The organism is Chloroflexaceae bacterium (genome assembly GCA_025057155.1).
Lineage (GTDB): Bacteria > Chloroflexota > Chloroflexia > Chloroflexales > Chloroflexaceae > JACAEO01.
In genome coordinates this window covers 18693-42315 of record JANWYD010000028.1, presented here as the reverse complement: position 1 = coordinate 42315, position 23623 = coordinate 18693, and the positions used below count along the sequence as shown (strand labels likewise).

Annotated in this window: 17 protein-coding genes and 1 tRNA gene; 10 read left to right on the top strand and 8 right to left on the bottom strand. The window is 62.6% G+C overall.

Going from position 1 to position 23623, the window contains the following annotated elements:
- Positions 1–245: 245 nt before the first annotated feature.
- From asnB to NZU74_19170, 4 genes are all read left to right on the top strand, one after another.
- The gene (gene asnB, locus NZU74_19185; GenBank protein ID MCS6883458.1) at positions 246–2138 is read left to right on the top strand and encodes an asparagine synthase (glutamine-hydrolyzing); all 1893 of its coding nucleotides are present in this window, start codon (positions 246–248) and stop codon (positions 2136–2138) included.
- 86 nt (positions 2139–2224) lie between these two features.
- Positions 2225–3049: a class I SAM-dependent methyltransferase gene (locus NZU74_19180; GenBank protein MCS6883457.1), complete on the top strand. Its 825-nt coding sequence runs from the start codon at positions 2225–2227 to the stop codon at positions 3047–3049.
- A 20-nt stretch (positions 3050–3069) separates the two neighbouring features.
- The gene (locus NZU74_19175) at positions 3070–3798 is read left to right on the top strand and encodes a class I SAM-dependent methyltransferase (GenBank protein MCS6883456.1); all 729 of its coding nucleotides are present in this window, start codon (positions 3070–3072) and stop codon (positions 3796–3798) included.
- 54 nt (positions 3799–3852) lie between these two features.
- The gene (locus NZU74_19170) at positions 3853–4827 is read left to right on the top strand and encodes a flippase-like domain-containing protein (GenBank protein ID MCS6883455.1); all 975 of its coding nucleotides are present in this window, start codon (positions 3853–3855) and stop codon (positions 4825–4827) included.
- Between the two features lie 113 nt (positions 4828–4940).
- Here the strand turns inward: NZU74_19170 and NZU74_19165 are convergent, their stop codons facing one another.
- Both NZU74_19165 and NZU74_19160 read right to left on the bottom strand, forming a co-directional pair.
- Positions 4941–6512, bottom strand: a complete 1572-nt coding sequence (locus NZU74_19165) for a glycosyltransferase family 39 protein (protein MCS6883454.1) — start codon at positions 6510–6512, stop codon at positions 4941–4943.
- Between the two features lie 168 nt (positions 6513–6680).
- Positions 6681–7097, bottom strand: a complete 417-nt coding sequence (locus NZU74_19160) for a nucleotidyltransferase domain-containing protein (GenBank protein ID MCS6883453.1) — start codon at positions 7095–7097, stop codon at positions 6681–6683.
- Between the two features lie 900 nt (positions 7098–7997).
- On the opposite strand from NZU74_19160, the gene NZU74_19155 reads away from it, so the two are divergent.
- Genes NZU74_19155 through NZU74_19145 form a run of 3 tightly spaced genes read left to right on the top strand, consistent with a single transcriptional unit; the run spans position 7998 to position 11488 of the window.
- Positions 7998–9482, top strand: a complete 1485-nt coding sequence (locus NZU74_19155; GenBank protein MCS6883452.1) for a DUF2029 domain-containing protein — start codon at positions 7998–8000, stop codon at positions 9480–9482.
- A gap of 28 nt (positions 9483–9510) precedes the next feature.
- A complete protein-coding gene (locus tag NZU74_19150) occupies positions 9511–11070 on the top strand; it encodes a hypothetical protein (protein ID MCS6883451.1) in 1560 nt (519 codons plus the stop codon).
- Positions 11071–11083: 13 nt separating this feature from the next.
- Positions 11084–11488 carry a secondary thiamine-phosphate synthase enzyme YjbQ gene (locus NZU74_19145; protein ID MCS6883450.1) on the top strand — a complete coding sequence of 135 codons (405 nt, stop codon included), beginning with the start codon at positions 11084–11086 and terminating at the stop codon, positions 11486–11488.
- A 59-nt stretch (positions 11489–11547) separates the two neighbouring features.
- Here NZU74_19145 and NZU74_19140 read toward each other — a convergent pair whose 3' ends face one another.
- A complete protein-coding gene (locus tag NZU74_19140) occupies positions 11548–12000 on the bottom strand; it encodes a hypothetical protein (protein MCS6883449.1) in 453 nt (150 codons plus the stop codon).
- A gap of 71 nt (positions 12001–12071) precedes the next feature.
- Positions 12072–12147, bottom strand: a tRNA-Gly gene (locus tag NZU74_19135).
- Positions 12148–12740: 593 nt separating this feature from the next.
- Between NZU74_19135 and NZU74_19130 the strand changes: the two genes are divergently transcribed.
- Together NZU74_19130 and NZU74_19125 are read left to right on the top strand one after the other, a co-directional pair.
- Positions 12741–13712 (top strand): response regulator, encoded by a 972-nt coding sequence (locus tag NZU74_19130; GenBank protein MCS6883448.1) that lies wholly within the window; start codon positions 12741–12743, stop codon positions 13710–13712.
- Positions 13709–14869 carry an ATP-binding protein gene (locus NZU74_19125; GenBank protein MCS6883447.1) on the top strand — a complete coding sequence of 387 codons (1161 nt, stop codon included), beginning with the start codon at positions 13709–13711 and terminating at the stop codon, positions 14867–14869. Before NZU74_19130 ends, NZU74_19125 begins: the two co-directional genes overlap by 4 nt.
- 423 nt (positions 14870–15292) lie before the next feature.
- Here NZU74_19125 and NZU74_19120 read toward each other — a convergent pair whose 3' ends face one another.
- From NZU74_19120 to NZU74_19110, 3 genes are all read right to left on the bottom strand, one after another.
- Positions 15293–16765: a hypothetical protein gene (locus NZU74_19120; GenBank protein MCS6883446.1), complete on the bottom strand. Its 1473-nt coding sequence runs from the start codon at positions 16763–16765 to the stop codon at positions 15293–15295.
- Positions 16766–17501: 736 nt separating this feature from the next.
- A complete protein-coding gene (locus tag NZU74_19115; GenBank protein ID MCS6883445.1) occupies positions 17502–19505 on the bottom strand; it encodes a M4 family metallopeptidase in 2004 nt (667 codons plus the stop codon).
- Between the two features lie 15 nt (positions 19506–19520).
- Complete coding sequence (locus NZU74_19110) at positions 19521–19952, bottom strand: hypothetical protein (GenBank protein ID MCS6883444.1); 432 nt, start codon at positions 19950–19952, stop codon at positions 19521–19523.
- Positions 19953–20604: 652 nt separating this feature from the next.
- Here NZU74_19110 and NZU74_19105 point away from each other — a divergent pair.
- Entirely contained in the window at positions 20605–20967 is a 363-nt protein-coding gene (locus NZU74_19105; protein ID MCS6883443.1) for a hypothetical protein, read from the top strand.
- Between the two features lie 621 nt (positions 20968–21588).
- Here NZU74_19105 and NZU74_19100 read toward each other — a convergent pair.
- Positions 21589–23457 (bottom strand): diguanylate cyclase, encoded by a 1869-nt coding sequence (locus NZU74_19100; GenBank protein ID MCS6883442.1) that lies wholly within the window; start codon positions 23455–23457, stop codon positions 21589–21591.
- Between the last annotated feature and the right edge of the window lie 166 nt (positions 23458–23623).

The window sequence follows — 23623 nt, the reverse complement described above, 5'->3', positions numbered from 1 at the left end:
CCAGCCTCCCCCCGTTGGGGGGAGGAGCCGGACTCCCTCCCCCAGCGGGGGAGGGTTGGGGAGGGGGCGAGGGTGTAGCGCAAGACTGTGTTTACAGAGGGTGGAACAAAACGGAGGTCTGCGCCCGCCCCCCAACAGGTGCGCAAGAGGCTGCGCAGCGCAACCATATGCCTGCTTGCTACACCGGTAACACCCGCTTGCTACAATGCCTCCGGTAAACCATCGCGCAGAAGGGAGCCTCGATCGTGTGCGGCATCTGCGGCATCTGGCGAAATGACGGGCAGCCGGTCGAGCGCGCGGCGCTGGAGCGCATGAACGCCGCGCTGCGCCACCGCGGCCCGGACAGCGCCGGGGTCTTCCTGGCCGGGCCCCTGGGCATGGCCATGCGCCGCCTGGCGATCATTGACCTGAGCGGCGGCGATCAGCCGATCTTCAATGAAGACGGCAGCATAGCCGTGGTCTTCAACGGCGAGATCTACAACTTCCGCGATCTGCGCGCCGAGCTTGAGCGCCTGGGCCACCGCTTCGCCACCCACAGCGACACCGAGGTGCTCGTCCACGCCTACGAGCAGTGGGGCGACGCCATGCTCCTCCGGCTCAACGGCATGTTCGCCTTCGCCCTCTGGGACGCGCCGCGCCGGCGCCTGCTGCTCGCCCGCGACCGCATGGGTGAAAAGCCGCTCTACTGGAGCCACGGACCCCGGGGCCTGGTCTGGGGCTCCGAGGCCAAGGCCCTGCTGGCCGTGCCCTGGGTCGAGCGCGAGGTGGACCTGCTGGCCCTGCACCACTATCTGACCCTCCAGTATATTCCCGACCCGTTGACGATCTACGCTGGCATCCGGCGCCTGCCGGCAGCGCACAAACTGGTGCTCGAAGCCGGCAAGGCCCCCGTGGTCGAGCGCTGGTGGCAACTGGCCTTCGAGCCGAAATGGAACCTGAGCGATGAGGAGGCAATTGAACAGGCGCGCCTGCTGCTGCCTGCCGCGGTCGAGCGGCAACTGGTCAGCGACGTGCCCCTGGGGGCCTTCCTCAGCGGCGGGATCGACTCGTCCATCATCGTGGCCCTGATGGCTGAACGGACGAGCGCGCCGGTGCGCACCTTCTCCATCGGCTTCGAGGAGCGCCACTTCTCCGAAACCGGGTACGCCCGGCAGGTCGCCGTCCGTTACGGTACGGAGCACCACGAGTTCATCTTCCGACCTGCCGATCTCACAGCGGTGATCGAAGGCGTGGCGCGCGCGGTGGACGAACCCTTCGCCGACCCGGCGGCTCTGCCGCTCTACGAACTGGCCCGGCAGACTCGCCAGCACGTGACGGTGGCCCTCAGCGGCGACGGCGGCGACGAGACCCTGGCGGGCTACCGGCGCTACGTGCTCGACGGCTGGCTGCGCCCCTACGCCGCCCTGCCGCGCTGGGTGACTCAGCAGGCCGTGCCGGCTGCGGCGGCCCTGCTCCCTGAGCCGGCCTGGCTGCCCGAGGATCGCAACCCGCTCACCGGCCTTAAGCGCCTGGGGCAATTCTCGGCCACCACCCACAAAGCCTCGCTGGCCCGCTGGGGGTCGTACTTTACCCATACCGAGAAACTGGACCTCTACCAGCCCGAGTTGCGCGCGGCGCTGGCCGGGGTGGACAGCGCCGACTGGATCGCCGCGGCCTACGACGGCGCGCGGGCCGAGAGCCTGCTCGACCGCACCCTGGCCGCCGACCACGTTACCTACCTGGCGGGCGACCTGCTGCCGAAGACCGACCGCATGACCATGGCCCACTCGCTGGAGGCGCGGGCGCCCTTCCTCGACGCCGAGTGGGTGGAATGGACCGCACGGCTGCCGGCGCGCTTCAAGGTGCGCGGACGGCGCGGGAAGTGGCTGCTGCGGGCGGCCTTTGGCGACAAACTGCCCCCGGCGGTGGCGGCGCGGGGCAAGCAAGGCTTCGGCGTGCCGGTGGGCCAGTGGCTGCGCGGCGAGTTGCGCGACTGGGCGGAGGAGCGGCTGCGGAGCGAGGCGCTGCGCACCTGGCTGCGCCCCGAAGCGGTGCAGGCCCTCCTCGCCGCGCACCAGAGCGGGCGCGCCAACCACGGCAAGAAGCTCTGGGCGCTGCTGATGCTGGAGGTGTGGAGGTGTGGAGGTGTGGAGATGTAGAGGTGTGGAGGTGCGGGACCGGGCAATATTTCTACAGCTCCACATCTCCACACCTCCACAGTTCCACAACCTAGAACCAGGGAGCCATGGGTTACTCGCATTCATCAACCACCACGCCATCTGTGCCGGGCTTCGACTTCGGGGCCAACTGGCAGGCGTTCTCGGATGCCCTGATCAACGAGCAACGGCTCACGACGGCCATGCAGTCGCTCCGGGAGTTATTGCAGCGGGATCGTCTGGACGGCGCCTCGGTCCTTGATATTGGTTGCGGCAGCGGTCTCTTCACCATCGCGGCGCACTGTCTTGGCGCCAGGCAGGTAGTGGGCATTGACATCAACCCGCGCTCGATTGCGGCATCGGAAGCGAACCGCGCCCGGCTGCGCCCGGAGGCGCCCATCACCTTTCTGCAAATATCGATTCTGGATCAGCAGGCGCTCGAAAAACTCGGACGTTTCGATCTGGTCTACGCCTGGGGCTCGCTGCACCACACGGGGGCTATGTGGGACGCCATTCGCAACACGACGCGCCTGGTGGCGCCGGGGGGCGTCCTGGTCCTGGGGATCTACAAACGGCACATGACGTCGCCAATCTGGCGCATTATCAAGCGATCCTACAATCAGGCTCCCGCCTGGGTGCAGCGAGGGGTGATCCCGCCGTTTGCGGCGCTGATCTACATTGCCGAGCTGCTCGTAACCCGGCGCAATCCGCTGGAAAAGCAACGGGGGATGGACTTCTGGTACGACGTGATTGACTGGGTGGGCGGCTATCCCTACGAGTACGCGACCGCCGACGAAGTTGCAGCGTTTGTCACCCCCCTGGGCTTTCGCCTGCTGCGGGTCGTGCCGGACGCGACGCCGACGGGGATCAACGAGTTTGTGTTCGAACGTGGGGAAGATAAATCAGTTTTTTAGAACCATAGGACTGAACCGATATGGATATCGACATTCAAAACTGCATGGACGCAAAAGATTACAATGATCTATGGCAAGTCTGGGATGAAATGAAGCGTTATGGTCCTATGTCTCGCCACATTCGGCGCAACATCCTCTCTCTGGTGAGGCCGCTACAGTTTGATACAGTGCTGGATGTTGGCTGTGGACAGGGATCATTGCTTGCTGAGATGCGTCGAGAATTTCCCCGGGCCAGGTTGTACGGCGCTGACTTCTCGACCTCTGCGATACGCATGGCGCGCTGGCAAGTACCCGGCGGCACGTATCTGGTTTTTGACCTGGAGCGTGGGAACCTGAACCATCAATTTGATCTAGTTATTTGCAGCGAAGTGCTGGAACACATTCCTGACGATCGAGCGGCGCTACGCCACCTGGCTGCAATGACTGGCAAATACCTTGTGATATCAACAGTTCAGGGGCGAATGCGTCGTTTTGAAACTAAAGCGGTTGGCCACGTGCGCAACTATGCTTATGGCGAGCTAGTTGGCAAAGTTGAGGCAACAGGCTTACAGGTGCGCAAGGTTGTCGAATGGGGATTCCCCTTCTATTCACCGCTTTATCGTGACGTTCTCAATCTTACGGGAGGTCGCGGAACATCCGGATCTTTTGGACCGACCCGGAGACTGATTGCCAACTTGATCTACGTCTTATTCACACTTAATTCCTCACGTATTGGCGACGAAATTTTCGTTCTTGCCGAAAGGAAATAGTTCATCCCAGGATCATCCTGCAGCCCTCGGAGATCGTTTTAAACAGGCATTTGCATGATCAATAAAACATCCTTAATCCGGGCAATCCAGATTATCCTGACATCTGGACTATTACTTTGGTTAAGCGCAACAACCGATTGGTCCTCTCTCGAGAAAACGGCCCGCAGTGCAAACTGGAATTGGCTATTCATCGCTATATTGTGTGTATTATTTAGTCATTTGATCAATACGCTTCGCTGGAAACTACTAATTCCGCCAAGATGTTTATCTTTTGCGGTTATACTCAGCTACTACGGCGCCGGTATTTTTAGTAATAACTTTCTGCCTACAGGCATCGGAGGAGATGGCATTCGCGCAGCGCTCCTGAGCAAACATTTATCATTCTGGCAGGCTATCTGGTCTGTTACACTTGACAGAATATTGGGCTTGCTTGGTCTTTTGATATTTATTGTGCCAGGACTTGCTCTTGGTCTTCCGCCTTTAGCAAAGGATATATTTAATAGCATGTCATCGGAGCGATTAAAAATTCTTACACATATATTTCTACTGACTGGCATGATCATATTAATCCTGATCTGGAAGCGAGATTCGGATATTATAAGAAGCTGGATACAGAATTATCGCTCTAAACTAATCCCCAATTCTGTAACAATACAAGAACTAGCAAGAACTGAACGGTTGCGCCTCATCCTGGCATCCTATGGCCTCTCAGTTCTATCGGCCTTATTCCTGGTTCTAGCTCATGCCAGCACTCTTTGTGCTTTAACACTATATTATGCACCGGAAATGGCTATCTGGCTTGTTATCGGCGGGTCATTAACTTTGCTTATTCCGATCAGCATAAATGGCCTGGGAGCAATGGAAGGCGCTTACGTCTTGATCCTCACCAGCTACGGTGTGCCAATGGCGGGCGCCCTATCAGTTGCATTAATAATTAGATTTTTGATCATCTTCTACAGCCTCCTCGGCGGCGTCCTGTCCCTGCGCCTGCGCTGGTGGGACACGTCGATCGCCAAACCGACAGGGTAATACGATTTTGGATTGGGGATTTTGGATTTTGGATTGCCGGATATGGCATCCCGGTGAGCGCTGGCGCTGATGTGCGCGCACGGCGTTCAACGGACGTTGGTATAAGCGGCCCCTCACGGCGCCGGCGCCATTGCATAGACGAGGAGCCATCCGACCTCGCCCGCCGCCATCTCCCGCTCCTCTACCACGCGCCCGTGAGCGTCCAGCCAGGACGTGACGGCGTTCCACGTCTCCGGATAGGTATAGGGCGTGCCCAGAACCCAGATCCGCCGGACACGCCCGGCGTAGGCTGCGGGCGGGCCGACCTGGTCCGGGGTGTGCCAGCCCATGAACGCCATCCGGCGTTGCCAGTAGGCGATGTCGGCTTCCGATGAGCCGACATAGACATCCGGCGCGTCGGGGTACAGCAGGGCTGTAAGGTCGAAACTCTGCCAGTCGAGCACGATAACTGCGTCGCCGGGTTGACGCTCGCGGAAGACGGTTTCGATGAGTGGTTGGAGCGAGTGGGGTCGGGGGCTCACCGGGTACGTCAGGGTCAACCCGATGAGCACGCTGCTCAACGTGGCGACCGCAGTGATGCGGGTCAGGGGACGCGCCCAGCCACGAACGGCGGTCCAGCCTAGCAGGACGAAGAGCGGCCCGCTGACGCCGATCAGCGAGCGGTCGAGGAGGATTGGCCGCACCGTCAGCGAGAGCAGCGTGGCCGTCAGGCAGGGCGTGAGGATGGCGAAGAGCAGCAAACTCCAGCCGCGCCAGGCGGGATCGGCCCGCCGGCAGCCGCGCAAAGCCACGCTGGCCGCCAGCACCAGGGCGCCGGCGGCTGCCACGTAGAGGAACAGCAACACTCCATATGGCGCGCGCCCATCGAGGGCGGTTGCGTTGTTCAGGATGGCGATCAAGGCGAATAACCAGTCGAGCGGCGTGTTGGCGCGGATCCAGAAGTTGCTGACCACGCCGCCGGTCAGCGCGAGCATGGTCGGCAGGAAGGGGACAAACAGGAGCACGGCCACGCAAGTCGCGAGGATCAGGCCCGTCCAGGCCCGCTGGTCAATCCGCCGCTGGCGGGCGCTGACGTAGATCGCCCACAGGCCCAGGCCCAGCGCCGAGAAGCTGAAGTAGACGTGCGTGTAGAAGCCGGCAGCCGTCGCCAGGGCGAAGAGCGCCCAGCGCCACACGGCTCCTTTCTCCCAGGCATGCCAGAAACTGAGCAACGCCAGTAGCGCTGCGAGGGTGAGCAGCGGGTACATCCGCGCCTGCTGGCCATGAAAGATCTGAAAGGGGGAGAGCGCCATCAGCGCGGCGGCCAGCAGGCCCGCTCCGGGACCGGCGAGAGCGCGACCCAGCAGCCAGGTGACCGGAATGCACAGCGTGCTGAGCACGACCGAAAAGAGCCGCGCGGCTATCAATTCATAGCCGAACAGGCGACCCCAGAAGTGCAGGAGGATGTGGTAGAGGGGCGGATGGGTGTCACTGGCGGTGATTGAGCGGTAGATCTCACCCGCGGAGGCCCGAGCGGCGAAGATGGAGATCACTTCGTCGTGCCAGTAGCCAGCGTAATGCAGACGAAACAGGCGCAAGCCCATGCCCAGGAGGGTCAGCCCCGCCAGTAAGGCAAGGCTGCGCCAGGCGGGCCGCAGGCGGCTCAGAGCGGGAACGGTGGGGGCAGAGCGTATGTCCGTGAGCATCCCCTGGACTCCGCTATCAGGCATCGGTTCTATTATAGTGGAAGGATGTTTCCAGGGATGATCCACACGCGACTTCGGAGGCAGGCAGGTTACGCCTGATCTTCCTCCGTCTTCCACTGTTCCGCTTCGGCGATGAAGCGGAGCCGGGCCAGTTTGCGCGCCAGCACCTCACGTGACACGCCGCACCTCCTCGGCGTAGCGCCGCAGGGACTCCTCCAGAGCGCGGCGGAAGGGCAGCGCGTCGTTGTAGGCGTGCCAGAGCCGGGCGCGCCAGGCCGCCCAGTCCCCCGGGCGGGCCTCGTAGAGCAGGCGGCCATTGCGGGCGATCTCCCAGCCCAGCACCGGGTCGGTTTCGGGTGACAGGAAGACCAGATCCACGTCCCGGTCGAGGATGGCCTCCAGCTCCGCCTGCCAGTCCAGCCGTTCGGCGGGAGGGGGGGCGGGGGTGAGCGCCAGGTCGTAGTCGCTCTGCTCGCTCGCGCGCCCGGTGGCGCGCGAGCCGAAGAGCGCCGCGACCACGATCCCACGCTGCGCGCACCAGGCACGCAGGGCCGCCAGCCGCTCCGGGGCAATCGCGTCGGTCATCGTGCCTGCCTCCCAGAACTCACAGATCTGGCAAGCCGGTGAGGTCCGAAGAAGTTTTCTCCTGGGAGGGTTTCCCCCTCCCGGACCCTCCCTGCGGGCGGGAGCACGGGGAAACCGGGTTTCCCCGCGCCCTCCCCAACCCTCGCTTCCGGCACTATACCACAATCGCAGCGCACACCAAGCCGGAGAATGCTACAATACGCATCGCATTCGATCTTCCGTTTGAAGGGCGCCGGTACGCCTGCATCAGCAGCGCCGGAGGAACCATTGATGCGCCGCGCTCCCTTCCCGGACCTGGAACATCCGGCGAACATCTTCGCGCGGTATCATGATCCGGCCTGAGATCATCTGATGATCTTTAAGCATTAGACTCCGGTACCGCCGAACGCTGCGGGCTAATTACTCTGTGAACGAAGTTTTTCGGCGCCTCCGCCCCCTCCCCAACCCTCCCCCGCTGGGGGAGGGAGTCCGGTTCCTCCCCCGACAGGGGGAGGTTGGGAAGGGGGGCGGAAAGGCAAGCAAACTTCGCTCACAGACTACTAATGAAGATTAAGAATATAAACCGGTATTCGCCCTATAGCCCGGCGGCTGAAGCCGCAGGCTACCGCTGAAGCCCGCCTGCGCGGGGGCTATACCGGATTTAATTCTTAATCTTCATAAGCCCTGGCTGATTTCAGAAAAGTCCCTGAGGGCGTTAGCCCGCAGCAGGCCGGAGAAGCCGGAAGAGCATCTGGTGATCCCGCGCCAGTCGCAACGGTGCTCGTATGACGAATTCGCTACACCTCCACACCTCCACACCTCCACACCCCATTATCCAGCGCGCCCCTTTAGCTTGCTGGTACGCTCCGTAGGGTACACTGCGGGTAAAGGATGTCGCTTTCGCGCAAGCACGGGAACGTTATGGCCCCCTCATCGCCGCCTGCCACTGAGTCGTCGGCTCTTGAAGCATCGCCTGCGACGCCCTCATCCGGGCGCCCACGCCGCCGGCGGATGCCGGTCGCCATCACCCTGGCTCTCGCCGGACTGAGCGGCGGGTTTTACGCTATGCTCCTGACCGGCCTCCTGGCCGACCCCTGGCTGCGCGGCGTCGATTTTTTGAGTTTCTATACCGCCGGACGGCTGGCCAATACGGCGCCGCTCAGCGAGTTGTACGACCTGGACCGGCAACGGGCCATCCAGCATGCCCTCGTCGGCGGCGCCTTCTTTGCGAATGGTCTGTTGCCGTTCAATCATCCACCATTTCTCGCGCCGATCCTTGGCCTGTGCATTGACGGTGATTATCGGGCCTCGTACCTGCGCTGGGTGGGGATGATGACGGTAGTGGCGGCCATCGCGGCCCTCATTCTCGCCAGAATGCACCTTCAGGAAAGCGCGCCCGCCAATGCTGCGCCTGATCCATCGAGACGCGCCCGACGACCAGCATCAGGCGATGCGCTTCTGGTGCTCGTCGGGCTGCTGATCTTCTACCCAACCTTCATCAGCCTATTGAAAGGTCAGGACACCGCCCTGATTCTGCTGGGAATGGCCGGCTGGATGGCGGCACTGCGCGCCCAACGCCCCCTGCTGGCGGGGCTGGCCCTGGGTCTCACGGTGATCAAACCGCATCTGACCCTGGCCCTGGGCGTGCCGATGCTGCTTGCCCGCCCCCGCGCCGCGCCAGGGTTGCTGCTTTCGGCGGGGGGCCTGGGGGCGCTTAGCGTGGCCCTTGTCGGCGTGGAGGGCGTGCGGGACTACCTGGCGCTCATCGCCTTGAGCAATGCGGGCGAGGGTTTTGGCCTGAACCAGGATGCAATGTACAACCTCACCGGCGCGCTAGCACGCGCGGCGCCCGGCCTGGACCCGACGGCGCGAAACGTGATCAAATGGGGCGCATTCCTGCTGGGGATCACGGCCATCACATGGCTCTGGCAACGAGGTGATGCGCGTATGGAGATGACCAGCGTCGGAGCGGCCGTTGTGCTGACCCTGCTGGTCGCGCCCCATCTACACGCCCACGACCTCAGCCTCCTGGCGCTGCCGGCGGTGGCGCTGGCAGCCTGTGGTCGCTTCTCCAGGGGCGCGTTCGGCGCCTGGGCGCCGGTACTGCCGGCGATCCTCTCGGCGGCGCTGTTGAGCGCGATGCTTCTTCCGGAACCATGGTCATACCGGGGCGTCTACCTGATTATGGGCCTGTTGCTGGTCGGGTTGATGCGCTGTACATCTCACACCTGGTTCACACCTACGTTCCCGTCGGATGGGGGCGGGGAGGCGCCGCCCGCCCGCAACCCCTGTTGCGCCTGCGGCGGGCGCGCGCCATGGCACAGCCAGGACGAGTCTGCCGCCGCGAACGGAACCAATGGATCGCAGAGGGCTGCGCCCTTCACAGCGCCCTCGGACTGTTACTAAAACAGCCCCGCAGCGAAACCGGGTCTCAATGGAACATTCAACACCGGCATACATAGAACGGGACGACATCGCGGTCAGGGCGCGGCCGTTGCTGGCATGGGCCGCTCTGGCCCTCGCGCTGCTGGTGGCAGGACTGTGGAACCTTGATGGCCCGCCGATCTGGTGGGACGAGGGCTGGACACTCTCGGTGGCGCGCACCTGGGTCGAAACGGGGCACTACGGTCGCCTGCGCAATGGGCAACCCGCCGCCCCCGGGCTGGAGGCGGCCTTCACTACGACGCTGCCCGTCGGAATGAGCATGCGCCTGTTCGGTGTCGGGCTGTGGCAGGGCCGACTGTTTGGCGTGCTGTGCGCCGTGGCGTCCATCCTGCTCCTGGCCGCCCTCGGCGCGCGCCTCAACCAGGGGCGCCTGGCCTGGGCAACCGTCGGCGCCGCGCTGCTGCTGACCATCCACCCTCAGATCCAGCCGCTGTTGCAGGGGCGGCAGGTGCTGGCCGAGCTGCCCATGCTGTTCTACCTGCTGGCCGGCTACCTGGGCCTGTGGGCGACGCTGGGCGGTTCGCGGGTCGCGTTGCCGCCCACGGTGCTGCTCCTCGGGGCGGCCTGGATCAGCAAAGGGCAGACCGCGCCGTTCCTGCTGGCTTCGTTACTTGTGCCGGGACTGGCGGCGCTTTTAGCCCGCCGGTGGCGCGTGGCGAGCGTCTTCGCCCTGGCGGCGGGCGGCGCATTCCTGAGCGCGAACCTGCTGCGCTGGCTGGGCGCGGCGCTGCTCTTCGACCCGGCGCTCTCGCCCCAGCCGGTTGAGGGGCTGCTAAGCATGCTCGCCATCGTGCCGACTGCGTTTCACCGCCTCTATGCCTTGCAGAACCTGGTGTTCTTCGGCTTCCCGGCCCTGTGCGGGCTGCTGTGGGGAACATGGCGGCTGTGGGGCGAACGAGCGTCAGCCCGCGCCGGGGCGCCGGCCTGGTACATGCGGCTGACCCTGCTGGCCTTCTGCGGGAGCTGGCTGGCCTGGTTCCTGGGTCTCTCCGTGGGCGTGCCACGCTACATGGCCGTCCCCGGCGTGGTCGCCAGCCTCTTCGTGGCGGAGTTGCTCTTCGCCCTGAGCGGCGGATTCGCGCTTCGCGAGCGCCTGCTTGCCCTGGGCGACCTGCTGACGCTGCGCCGCCCGACCCGCGCCGGCGGCGCGGCGTTGCTGGCCGTGCTGCTGATCGCCGCCGCCGCGCCGCTCACCATGCTCAGCCTTGCCAGAAATTACGCCGCCGATGACCGCTCGGCGCAGCGCATCGCGGCCTGGCTCAACGCCCGGCCGCCCGGTTCGCGCGTCGAGACCTATGAGAGCGAACTGCACTTCCTCTTGAACCAGCCCTATACCTTTCCGCCTGACCAGATCCACGTGGCCCTGGGTAAACGCTCCTTGCAGGTTGACCCGGAGGCGCGCGTGGAGTATGATCCTCTGGCCAGCGATCCCGACTACCTGGTCATCGGCCGTTTCGGGGAGGACCTGTACCTGCCTGTTCTGGCCACGGGGCAGTTCCGCCTGGTGGCGCGGGAGGGCATCTACCGGCTCTACGCGCGGGTGCGGTGACGGAGGACCCGTGATGCTCCAACGGCTGACGGTGCGCACGCCGGCACAGGCGTGTCTGGTGGATATTACCGGCGAGGTGCGAGACCTCGCGCGGGCGGCGGGGGTGACCGAGGGCACCGTGCTGCTCTATGTGCCCCATACCACCTGCGCAATCACCATCCAGGAGAACGCCGACCCCGGCGTGCAGCACGATATGCTGATGGTGCTGCGCCGGCTCATTCCGCGTAACGACCCGGCCTACCGCCACATTGAGGACAACTCGGCCTCCCACCTCCAGGCCAGCGCCATGGGCTTCTCGCATTTCGTCTTCGTGAGCGGCGGGCGGCTGGTGCTGGGGCGCTGGCAGGCGATCTACCTGGCCGAGTTCGACGGCCCGCGCACCCGCGAGGTGCTGGTCAAGGTGCTGCGCGATGCTTGAATGGTGTGGCAGGGCGACGCCGGGCTATGTAGCGCAACCCTCCAGGTTGCGCTATATGGTCAGGCAGCTTCCCCTGCCAGAATCCTTGCGCGCGCCCATTCGTAGCGCGCGATGCGTTCCAGCACCTCCGGGGTGGACGGAAGGCGGGCGCTGTTGGCCAGGTTATCGGCGAGATCGAGGAGCTTGACGGCGCGCGCCAGCGGGTCGGCGCTGAGACGGGCGATGTACTCCTCATACGGCTCGCCCTCGCGGCGCGTCAGGTGGTCCACTGCGGTGATGATGCGTTCATCGTAGCCAGCGCGCCGCAGATCGTCAAGGGTGAGGTGGGTATCCTCGACGACGTCGTGCAGGGCGGCGACGATCCGCTCCTCCTCGGAGCTTGCCTGGACCACCAGGCGGAGCGGGTGCAGGATGTAGGGCTGGGGCGGCACGCTCGGGTAGACCTGGCCGGCATGCGCCGTCGCCGCCAGACAGATGGCGTCCTCCAGCCCCGGTTGCGCATTCTGGTTCATAAGAGAGGTTCTCATCAATGGCAAAACCCGCCGGGACGCATGGCGGGTTTCGTCCTCAGAAGCCAGAAGAATGGAGCGGGCGACGCGACTCGAACGCGCGACCATCTGCTTGGAAGGCAGATGCTCTACCAACTGAGCTACGCCCGCACTACCGCAACTGTACCACACTCTGCCCCGGTGCGCAAGGGCAGCCCTGGCGGCAACGGTTCACACTTCTCCTGGGAGCGAGGGCTTCCAGCCCTCGTTATGGCTTCGAGGGCGAGACGCCCTCGCTCCCAGGCTCTACTGTTACCCCAGGTGTGAACACGCACCCCTGGCGCACGTTCAGGTCTACCGCAGAGAGGCGCGGAGGACGGGCAGGCGGGAACCCTCTGCTCTCCTCCGCGCCCTCGGCGGTAAAAACGTGTTCGGCAGGTGTGAACGCTATCGCTGGCGCCTGCTGGCACGCATCGCGCCATCGCGCCACCCCCTTGCCAGCCCCTGGTATAATCAGGGAAAGGCACGGTTCAGAGACGGGCGTTCCAACCTGGCCGCTGCTCTCCGGCTCCAGATGACCGGTCCGTAGAGGTGTGGAACTGTGGGCTTGCAGGCAAACCCCATTTCTACATCTCTACACCTCTACACCTCCACACCTCCACACAACTGAGAGGATACAGCGGGGCGCAAAGGTCAATGTGTTGAGCGGATTTGAACCGTAGTTCAGGAACCGGACGTTCCAGTGCACACGTGAGGAGGGCCGGATGGTTGCTCCCGCCTCCACTCCCGGGGCTGCGCCCGACCGGCCAGCCATTCTGATCGTTGACGATGAGCCCAACGTCACCCGCTCGCTCGCCCGCAGCCTCCGTGATCGGTTTACCGTCTTCACTGCCACCACTGCCACTGCGGCGCTCGACATTGTCGCCCGCGAGCGCATTGCGGTGATCCTCACTGACCAGCGCATGCCCGACATCAGCGGCGTGCAGTTGCTCGAACGCGCCCGCGATATTCGCCCCGAAACCCTCGGCATTCTGATCTCAGGCTACACCGATGTGGCCGCGCTGGTGGATGCGCTGAACCTGGGCAATGTCCGCGGCTTTCTCCCCAAGCCGTGGGACATCCACCAGTTGCGCCGCCAGTTGGAACAGGCCGTCCGCGATTATCAGGCCGGCTTCCTCGAACGCGACGTGCTGCGCAACACGGCCGAGGCCGTGACGCGGGCCCAGGAACAGGTGGCCGAGTTGCGCAAGGCGCTCGACGAGATCGCCTCAGGTCATGGCGATGCGCTCTTCGCCCAGTGGGAGCGCACTAATGCCCGAGCCCACCACGAGCCTGCGGGCATGTTCAATCACCCATTTTATAACGGCCCGTCCTCCGAAGCGCCGATCAGCCAGTACGATCCAACCACCTTTAACGGGCTGGTCGCCGAATACGGCGACCTGCTGGACCAGGCCGTCGAGCAGCGCTTTTTCCAGGGCCAGTCGGCGGTGCCCGACCACCTGCGCGCCCTGAGTGAGCGCCTGGGCACCCACTGGGCTGGCCCCCGCGATGCTGTCGAGATCCATACCACTGCGCTCAAGCGCCGTATCGCCGCCGCCCCCGCCGCCAGGGTGACGGTGTACGTGGAGGAGGCGCGCCTGCTGCTGCCGGAACTGCTCGGCAACCTGGTCGTGTTCTACCGCGCCTGGCTCGCCACGACCCTCGCCGGACGCCGGCCACCCTCGCCATCGCCATGAGCAGTCGCCCGCGTTCCCTTGACCCGATGCTTGCCCAGGCGACGCTGCCCTTCGTCGCGCTTGACGGCGCGGGGATGGTGCTGGCGCTGAACCTGGCTGCCGCGCGGCTCTACGGCCGTCCCGCGGACGCGCTCATCGGCCTGCCCTTCGTAGAAGTCGTTGACCCCTTCAGCCGCGAGAAGGCTGCGCTGATGATCGCCGAGGCGCTCACCCAGGGAGCCGCCCATGACTGGGAGTTGTATCACCCCCAGACCGACGCCCCGCCGCTGCCGGTAAGTTACACTGCCTGGCGCTGGCGTTCCGAACCCGCCGCGCGCTTCGCCGTCGCGGCCATCGGCCAGCCGCTGACCGCAGCAGTATCGCTGGCCGCGCAACTCGCCGCTGCCAATCAGCAACTGGAGGGCGCCCTGCTGCAACTCGAACGCGCCCACGCCGACCTGAAGAACGCCCAGGCCCAACTGGTGCGCTCGGAGAAGCTACGCGCCATGGGCCAGCTCGTCGCCGGCGTGGCCCACGAACTCAATACGCCCCTGGGCTTTGTCAGCGCCAATCTGGAGTTCCTGGCCGAGCAGTTGCCCGCTCTTGCCGCTGCCAGCCCCGATCCCGATCTGGCTGAGGATCTCGCCGACGCCCTGGCCGAGAGCCGGGAGGGTCTTGAGCGCATCGCCGGCATCGTGCGCGACCTGCGGAGCTTCGCCCGCCCCGATAGCCCGACCGTCCAGGCCGCCGATTTGAATGCCAGCCTGGCCGCCACCGTGCGCATCGCCCGCACCCTCTGCCCGCCCGGAGTGACCATCGTTGAAGACTACGGCCCGCTGCCGCCGGTGGTGTGCGCCCCGGGTCAGATCAACCAGGTCGTGCTCAACCTGCTCACAAATGCCATTCAGGCCATTCCGGAGAGCGGCACGGTCTCGATCAGCACCGCGCGGGAGAACGACCGGGCGGTGATTACGATTGTGGACACGGGAGTAGGCATGGACGAGGCAACCCTGGCGCGCCTGGGGGAGCCATTCTTCACCACCCGGCCGGTTGGCGCCGGCATCGGGCTGGGGATCGCCGTTAGCATGGGCATCGTTGAACGCCACGGCGGACGCCTGGAGTTTGCCAGCACGCCCGGACAGGGCACCACCGCGCGGCTCAGCCTGCCCCTGGGGTGATGGGATTGCTGTTTCCCGACCGGCGCGGGCAGAGAGGAACCGGGTGTGCCTCTACTATTCCAACGAAGCGGGTCAGAGCGCAGGTTGACAGACTCTAGCGCGTCCTAGCGCGACAAAACGCCCCTCGCAGTGGTAGACTGAGGCAGGCTCTGACGCACGGCTCATCGGCGATTGTGGAGGTGATAGAGCACAGAGCGGCGAGAGCGCCAGCGAAGAGGGTATCTTCATGGGCGACGCCCAATTTACCGACAAGGATCCAGAAGCTGAAGGTGACGAAGCAAAGCAGGCGAAGCAACAGACAATGCGCATGCTCCGCTATGCGTCCTCGCCGGATTGTCAGTATGGAATCATCACCTACATGAACTTCAGAGGCCTGAGGCGCCGATTGCATACTTCAGGCCTCTTCGCTCTCGTTGTCAGATCCTACCGACGGATAGTGGGGAAATAGACAGTGCGAGTACTCCCTATCTGGATCCGCACCCTCCAGACGTCGTAATCCAGTGCAGGCCTGCCGGCCAAGGGTTTGGCATACACCGCCATTGCGTCAGCCTGAGTTGGAGCGATGGCTAGCGCTATAGAAACCTGATCACGAGTATCATTGTCTATCGCATCACCCACGCCAGGACTGGATCGCACTGTGCCATTCATCTGGATCAACTGTCCATCTTTACTCACTCTCTGGGCAAGCGCGAAGCTCTTGTATCCCCACACAGTTTCACTATGGATCGTGATCCCTACCAGATACTCTTGAATACCGGCCAGGTACCCGCTTGCCAGAAACCCGGTGGGCGGCTGGTCAGAATGCGCTTCGGCAAAAGGCACTTCTGCTATCGTAAATTGATTGCCTGCAGCTACTCCATCGCTTGAAACGACTCGCCCCCGCACGAACCATACTATCGCGTCCTCTTCCTCCCTACGTTCAAACCAGGATGCCTGGAAGCGTCCCTCGCCCCCGGAAACGACGGGTCTGGGAGTCCAGGTTGTGGTTGTGCCATAATTGGTATAGTCATTGTTTGTTGCCAGCGGAATCTCGTTCCCGATGCGCGTCAGATCTGCATCAAGGATCTGGGCGAACACATCAAAGCGATGCGTTTGTCCACCCGCGTCGCGCCGATCCTCCCACACCACCAGATACCGGTTGGCGCTCAGCGCCAGACGGGGCCGGAAGGCGCCTCTACTGCCAGCGGAAACATCAACAGCAGCTCGCCTGATTACCGGACTCTCCCCCTCACTGCTAAAGTCAAACTCCAGCGCTCGAATGCGACTTGTGCTCGAGGCATTATTGCCGCAGTCGCTCGTCTGAGCGCCCAGGAAGGTCGGCGCCTGGTAATCGTCCCCCTCAACAAAAGCCAGTACATAGCGCTGGTTTGTAGCATTGTATACTAGCGAGGTCGTATGCCGATGCCCTGTGCCTTCAACCAGCGTCCTATCCGGGCGGGACGAACTGTCGGCGATACGCTGGACAGCGATCCGACACGGGTTGCCACGCACTGTCCATACAACTGCAAATTCATTGTTGCCAGCGGCAACAGAGGGAGGTGCACTGCGCGCCACGGTGTTGCTGTCGGAGATCCGGAACTCATTGCCAACCGGACTGCCATTCTGATCGAGGAATACACCGTACACATCCAGACCGTCTGAAGATGACCAGGCATTGCGCGGCGAAAGCCATACTACTAGATAGCGCCTTCCATCATGCGCAATCGCAGGATAAATGTCAGTGTCACGCTGGTCGTTTTTGTCGCTCCCCCCTCCGATCCGCAGAGTTTCGCTAAGGATCGCTGGACGAGCAGTGGACGAAGTCAGGGTTACTTCCTGGGCCAACCCCACTACCGCCATGAGGAGACCTGGCAGGACGACGCAGAGCCAGGCGATCCAATTCAGGTATCGCTTCATGGGTTTTGTCCTTATTTTGACTGCCGTACAGAAAACATGTTCGGAAAGGAGGGGTGAAAGGAGTACGTGCCAACCATGACAGAATAGCCATCGTCGAACACACGCCTGGTGGTCGAGCCTGTGATAAGAGCGCGGTGATGCGCTTACGGCGCTTCCTCAAGCACGATGAGATGACGGTGAAGCGCTAGATGTTGCCAGTTACTCAGGTGCTCTTCAGCCTGCTCGTGCGTAAAGGGCTAGTGTTCGTCATCGCTGGCAGCACCGCCAGACGTGGCCGGATATGCCTGATGCTTAGCGTGCTCTACTAGCGGCGAGCACCGCCGCTCGTTTGGATGGCAGTCAAAGCGAACCGAGGCCATGTGCCGCAGACGCTGCACTGCGAGTTGCTTGGTCAGCTTACTCCCCTGGTTCCAGTTGAGGCCGACGTAACGACCTTGGGCAGTGACGAGTTCAACGGAACGTTTAGGCAAGCCGCTATCATAGCTCAAGGCTCGCACTGCGTGTGTCGTACTGCGCGAGACGTTCTACTCACTCGCAACAGCGAAACCAGCGGCAATCCGCGACCTGACACTCAAACGAGGTGAAACGGTCACATGCAACCGGGTTTGTATGACCGCGGCGTACTTTTATAGAGACGACCTCCTCAATCCTTCTGGGAGCAGTCCTCCTGAGAGGGAGTTTGATCGCCCGTAACGGAAACTATAGAGTTTCGTAGTCACAGGCGATCGCATCAGCGCTAACGCATCACGAGTGGCAGATATACGCTGCCTGCCATTCGTGTCTGAATATACTGCCAGGCTTCCTCATAGGTCATGCCGATCAGTCGGTTCCAATCAATCACTGCCCGTTCGCGCTCGATAGTATTAGCCAGTTGACCGCCGCCTGCCTCGCGATCCGCCTGGGCCAGCCGGTGGAGGAACGCCAGGGTATCCTTGACCAGTTGTGGCGTCACGATCTGTTGATCGCCCCGTCCGTCCATCAGACCGTTCAGTCCTGGCAGCACCGCCTGCACCAGGTGGGCGCTGTCCGTCCACAGATCCGGGTTCCGCATCAGCAGCTCGCTGATCCGCCCGGTATGTTCCTCATACAGCACGCGGTAATGTTCGCCCGCCTCCGTCGCATTTAGCATATGATCACGGAACCGATACAGCGTAGAGGCGGCCTCCAGGGCGGCCAGAGGCCCGCTAAACACGGCCTGGTTCGTTAGCGCGACAGACGCTGCACAGGTGCAATTGTTACGCCGCGGACTCCATTGCCCGTTCAGACCCACTGCGCTGAAGCCATCACGAACTTTGGGGTACTCAGCGCTATCTATTCTGTAAAGATCCTGCGTCGCCCGTAATGCAGCAGCGCGGGCATCCTCCAGGCTGGAGTTCGGGCGCAGGTAGACTGTCAGAGCCCGGTAAAAGATCCGCTCGGCCTTGTCCTTGCCGATGGCCTGAGCGATATTAAAGTAAGCCTTGTTCACGATGCCGGAGTTGGTATGCACGCCTTCACTGTCGGCGCATGTTTCTAACCAATGGCGGGTATGGTCGGGTTGCCCGAAGCGTGGGGGGTTGGCGAGATCGCGGACGCCCTCGCGTCCGCCCAGAATGAATGGTGGCAGATCCTCACCTATCAGCCAGTCATTCCGATCCACCATTGCCGCGAAAATGTCCGAAAAGCTCTCGTTGAGCGCTCCTGACTGCCAGCGGTATTCGAGATCGGCCGAGTGATCGGTTACGGCGTGGGTCCACTCATGGGCAACAATATCCAGGACTGCCATATAGTCACCATAGACCGTTTGCTCGCCGTTCCAGAAGGCGTTCCGGTAACCTCGACCATAATTTGCAGTCGAGATCATTCGTGCGCCCCGGTTATTGAAGCTGTCACGGTTATGGGTGTTGCGGTAGTAATCGTAGGTGGCGCCGGCAAAGTCGTGCGCGTGATCCACATCAGCATCCCCTGTTGGATTCTGTCCCTCGTTGCGCACCAGCGTACCTGGCAAACTGCGCCGATTTCTAGCATCATATGTATTCCGGATGCGGCCTTCAAACAAGCGACTCCGAACTTCAACAATGGTCCCGTTGAGCGCATCAATCACATACAGGTTGCGCGCTGGGAGATCATCGTCGCGGAGTTCGACCAGCCAGGCCAGAACCGCCGGAGCGCCAGCAAGATGATCAGCAGTGGGGTAGACTGCTAGCCGCACTTCTGAAGCGAGCACTCCATTCGGCAGAGCCTTACGGGCGGCTGCCAGCGCCTGATCAGCCGTAATACGCGCCTGAGTGTCGGTCAAATGAATGTCAGGCACGAACTGATTGCTAAGGGCTACTACCGTCTCACCATCGGCGCCAAAGTGGACCGCCACCGTCCCGCCGTAGACGTTAATGCCACGATATACCTGTTGGAAGAGGAAGTGGTGCATCCCTAACTCGTCAGTCTCTTCCTTCACAACGGTGAGATCGCGCTCGGCATCCGCGATGCCCAGGAGATCAGCGTACCGCTCGACCACAGCCAGCGCCTTAAGCGTCGGTGTTGCCTGCTCCTGCGCTCCCGTCACAGCCGGAGCAATGTTCCCGCGAATAAAGCTTGGCGTACCTGTCTCGGGATTCCAGGTGATCTCCAACTCGGCGCCATGGGCGTCCTGACTGAGGCGTTGAAGCGCTGAATCCCGAGGCGATTGGGACTGCGCCGGCACAGCGGTGATCAACACCGCCGATGCCATCAGCGTGGCAGCGATGAGGGCGACCCTCTTCATAGTTGCCTCCTCGCACTACTGGTGACTCTCGACGATCTGATCGAGTTGCTCCAGAATTGGATCGAGCGCGGGTGGAATAGCACCGTCCATGGTTCGCACTGTATGACCTCGGTAGGTCACCACGTAAGTGAAAAGATCGGGACCTGCACGCTGAGGCATGTACTCCTTACGGAGTTGCATGAAACCGGCGGTGGTAAAGAGGTCGGCAAGTTGGTTCACGGTGGCGCGATCAAGTGTGAAGCTAAAACGCCGTTCCTTACGGGTCAGGCTTGTTTCACCATCCTCTCTGATGATGAGACGATCATCGAGGCCGACAAACCCGCCGCTTCGGTGATACTCAATCAGAACACGTGATCGGCTAGATGCAGATTGCATGCACCCACCCAGTCCGCTTGCCAGCGAGATGGCGATAATGGTTACCCAGAGGTAACTGATCTTTATTGTCATGGTTGGTCTTCTGCTTTCAGCAGGTCTCTAGCGATCTTACCAGCTTGATTGAGCAGGATAGAACCTCAGTTAGAATATCATACAGAAATACATCCTTCAAGCGGATCTTTGACTTGACTCTATAAATATATATTCATCGTATTAGTTAAAAGTTAATAGTTTCACCAATTTGTTCAGTAACAGGCCATCGGGTAACCTCCCCCTTACGTGTTGAGCGGTTTGGGGGCAACAACGGTGGAGAGGATGAGGAGTTCCGTGATCGTCCGACGGTGGACGGTCCGACCCGTCTCCATCGCCAGCTTCTGCCGCCGTTAGCGGCGACGTCCCTGCTCGTCCCGATCGGGGATCGAGAGGGTGTCGACAGTGCGGGTGAGGTTGTAGACCCAATCCTTCCAGGCGCAGGCCGCCCCCAGCGCTTCTTGCCGCTTGGAGTAGGAGAGAGTCTTGCGTACACGCCGCCCGTTCATCGGTTGCGCCGTCAGGCTAGTTGAGGCCCGGTCATAAATGCTTAGGCGGCTCTGAGAAACGCTTTCACGCCGACGCGGAGGTTCAGGCCATGCTGGTGGCAGCGCCACACCGTCAACTGGCAGACAAACACTGCGCCGAGCGCCCGGCGGCGAGGGTTGCGCAGGCCCTCGGTCGGCGTCTACCCATGGCCATCGAAGATGCCCTTAAACTGCTCGTTCAGGTTCTCGATAGCCTAAGAGCGCACCGCATGCAAGATGCGATGTACGTCCACTTCCAGGTCAGTGTGAAGGTATGCGCCACGCCGCATCGTCACGACTACCTGGCCCTGCGCTGCACCCAGGGCTGGCTGCCCAACGCGAAGCGCATCTCGGCCGGCAGTTTCCGCGGCAGGCCTGGAGCCGGCGTGTTGTCAGCCGCATTGGCAGCGGTCAGCTCAGCCGCCAGAGGAATCCAGACCGCAGCACATGGTGGTGACCAGATGCGGTTTCCGGCCGTAGATCCAGCCATGCCAGTCCAACCTAGTCTAGTGGGCTTCCGTATCCATTGAGGTGTGGGGCACAACCTGCGCTTCGCGGTCTTGCTTATGCCACACGCCGCCGCGGACGCGCAACACTGTGCTATGATCGCTGCTGCGCGCCCATATGCGGCCCACGGCTAGAGCAGGGCGACCCGGGGTGCGCTCCGGGCAGCCAATCTGGGCCGGCGAGCCGGCAGGGATGGCGGCCGGGCGTCATTACCATGTACGCCGGCCAGGAAAACGCGCATCCACGAGACGCAACGCGCACAGCCGCCGCATCTCAGCGGTCGGCTGCGCCAGGATGCTGAACAGTTCGTGGGGCATGTGCAGGTGGCGGACGATATATGATCACCAGTGCTTGCAGGAACAGATTTTCGGGCATCCACGGCCACGCCTGGGCGGCAGTAGAATCGGAATGCGGCTAACCAGCTTGACCGGGGTGACACGCAGCGACTCCTGTCCCATCATTTAAGGTTGCCTCCGTGTTAGCTGGTGTGGCAACCACAATGAATCGGCGGTGGCCGCGTTATGGTCAAGCCCTATACGGCCTTCTGATTTACGATCAGGCCTCAGTAAATTCTCATAAGACGCAGGCCAGGGGATGCGAAACGCGCTAGCGCGGGCTGGAGCGGATTAATGTCTCAAAGAACTTCAAGCATCCTCGGCGACCACCTGGTTGCGACCGCTGCTTTTCGCCGCGTAGAGGCGTCGATCCGCCACACCCACGCCCTCCTCAGCCGAGTCGCCTCTGACATCCGCCACACCCAGGCTAATTGTGACCCGCAAGCGCCGGGCGAGGCTGTTCCAGTCGTAGCGTTCAACCGCCAGGCGCAGGCGTTCGGCAAAGGACGCCGCCTCGGTGAGGGGCGTGTTGGGAAGGGCGATCAAAAAGGCATCGGGGCCGTAGCGGGCCGCCACATCGCTGGGCCGGCAGGTCGCTCGTATAACCCCGGCGACGATACGCAAGACCTGCTCGGCCGTACTTTCCCCGCACCGTCGGTGGATCTCGGCAAAATGGTCCAGATCCGCGCGGAGCACCGACAGGGGTTGGCCCGCGAGACGGGCCTGAGTCGCCAGTTCCGGCAGGCGCTGGTCAATATACTGGCGGCTGGCGAGATGCGTGAGAGGATCCTCGTTCGACGCCCGTGCAGCCTGAACCGGCTGCGCCGGGACACTGGCAGCGTCGGATGGAGCAGGCTCCTCGGCCGCCTCGTGGAAATCGGCCCGGGGCAGGTGCACCCGGAGCTGATCGGTAAAATCCTCGAGATTGTCGGTCGCGATGACGGCATCGGTTGCGCCGCGCTCACGGGCGGCCCGGGCGGCCGGCTCATCAGCCACCACGGCGATAAAGCGGGCAGGTGCAGGCAATGTCCGCCAGAGATCCCAGACCGCCGGGTTGGACGTGTCGGCGATGAGCAGAGCCGGGTCGGGCGTGCGGGCCAGTTGGTCCTGGGCCTGTACCACATCGGCGGCGATGAGCAGGCGGTAGCCTTGCAAGCGCAAGCTGGTGGCGATTGAGGCCCGCAGCCCCTCATGGGGATAGATCAACAGCGCGGCGGGACGCGGCTGCCCACGCCGTTCGTGCGCATACGGCTTCGTCGTCAGACGCCGGTCGAGCACATAACTGCTGCCGGCGATGCTCTTGGCCGCGCTCTTCACTTCAGCGGCCACCTTGCTAATCTCGTCCACGCTGCGAAACCGCCCGCCCTCGGAGGTGACAATTGAAATCGAAAGGCTCAGCAGACCAAACTGCCGGGGCACTCCATGGCGGTCAACTCCCTGCAAGTACCCGCGCTGCAGATCCTCGGGATCGTAGAGGGCGCGCACCCGTTCGTCGAACGTGCTAATGATCTGTTGGGCCAGGACCTCAGGGAAACCCCCATAGTGGATGATAGCAAAGTCGTCGCCGCCGATGTGGCCGAGGAAATCATCGCGCGGGGCGGTACCGGCGAGAACGCTGGCCAGAGTGTGGATGGCCCGGTCGCCGCGGGCGAAGCCGTAGGCGTCATTGAAAGCCTTGAAATTGTCGAGATCGACATAGAGCAGGGCAAAGGGGGTCTGCTGGGCGATCTGACGTTCCAGTTCGGCCTGGAGCAGCACATTGCCCGGCAACCCGGTAAGGGGGTTGCGCACAGGCAGCTTGGCGGCGCGCCGGAGGTGGCTGCGGATGCGCGCCAGCAGCACATCAATATCGTATGGTTTGACAATGTAGTCATCGGCGCCGCTGTCAAACCCGATCACCACTTCGGCCGAGGTGCTGCGGGCGGTCAGTATGAGCATCGGCAGATGCGACGTGCGCGTATCGTTACGCAACTGGCGAATGGCCTCAAAACCGTCCATCAACGGCATGATGAGATCGATCAGCAGCAGATCCGGCGGATGGTCCTGAGCCATGCGGATGAGCTGATCGCCATCATTGGCAATGAGCACCTCGTACCCGGCCTCTTGCAGCGTCTCGCGCAGCAGGAGACACATTGCTGGATCATCATCCGCCACCAGAATGCGAGGTTGGGATGTCATCGCCCGCTCTGTCAGGATGTCGTCGTAAATACGGGTTGGCGAAGGACGATAGTCTCGAGGATCGCCGGACGCCAGACCGCCAACTATGGTACAGAATACCATACTGTGTCTACCACCGACTACCAGATAATTAGATTCAGGAGAAGGCCGAACAAACCGGTTTCCC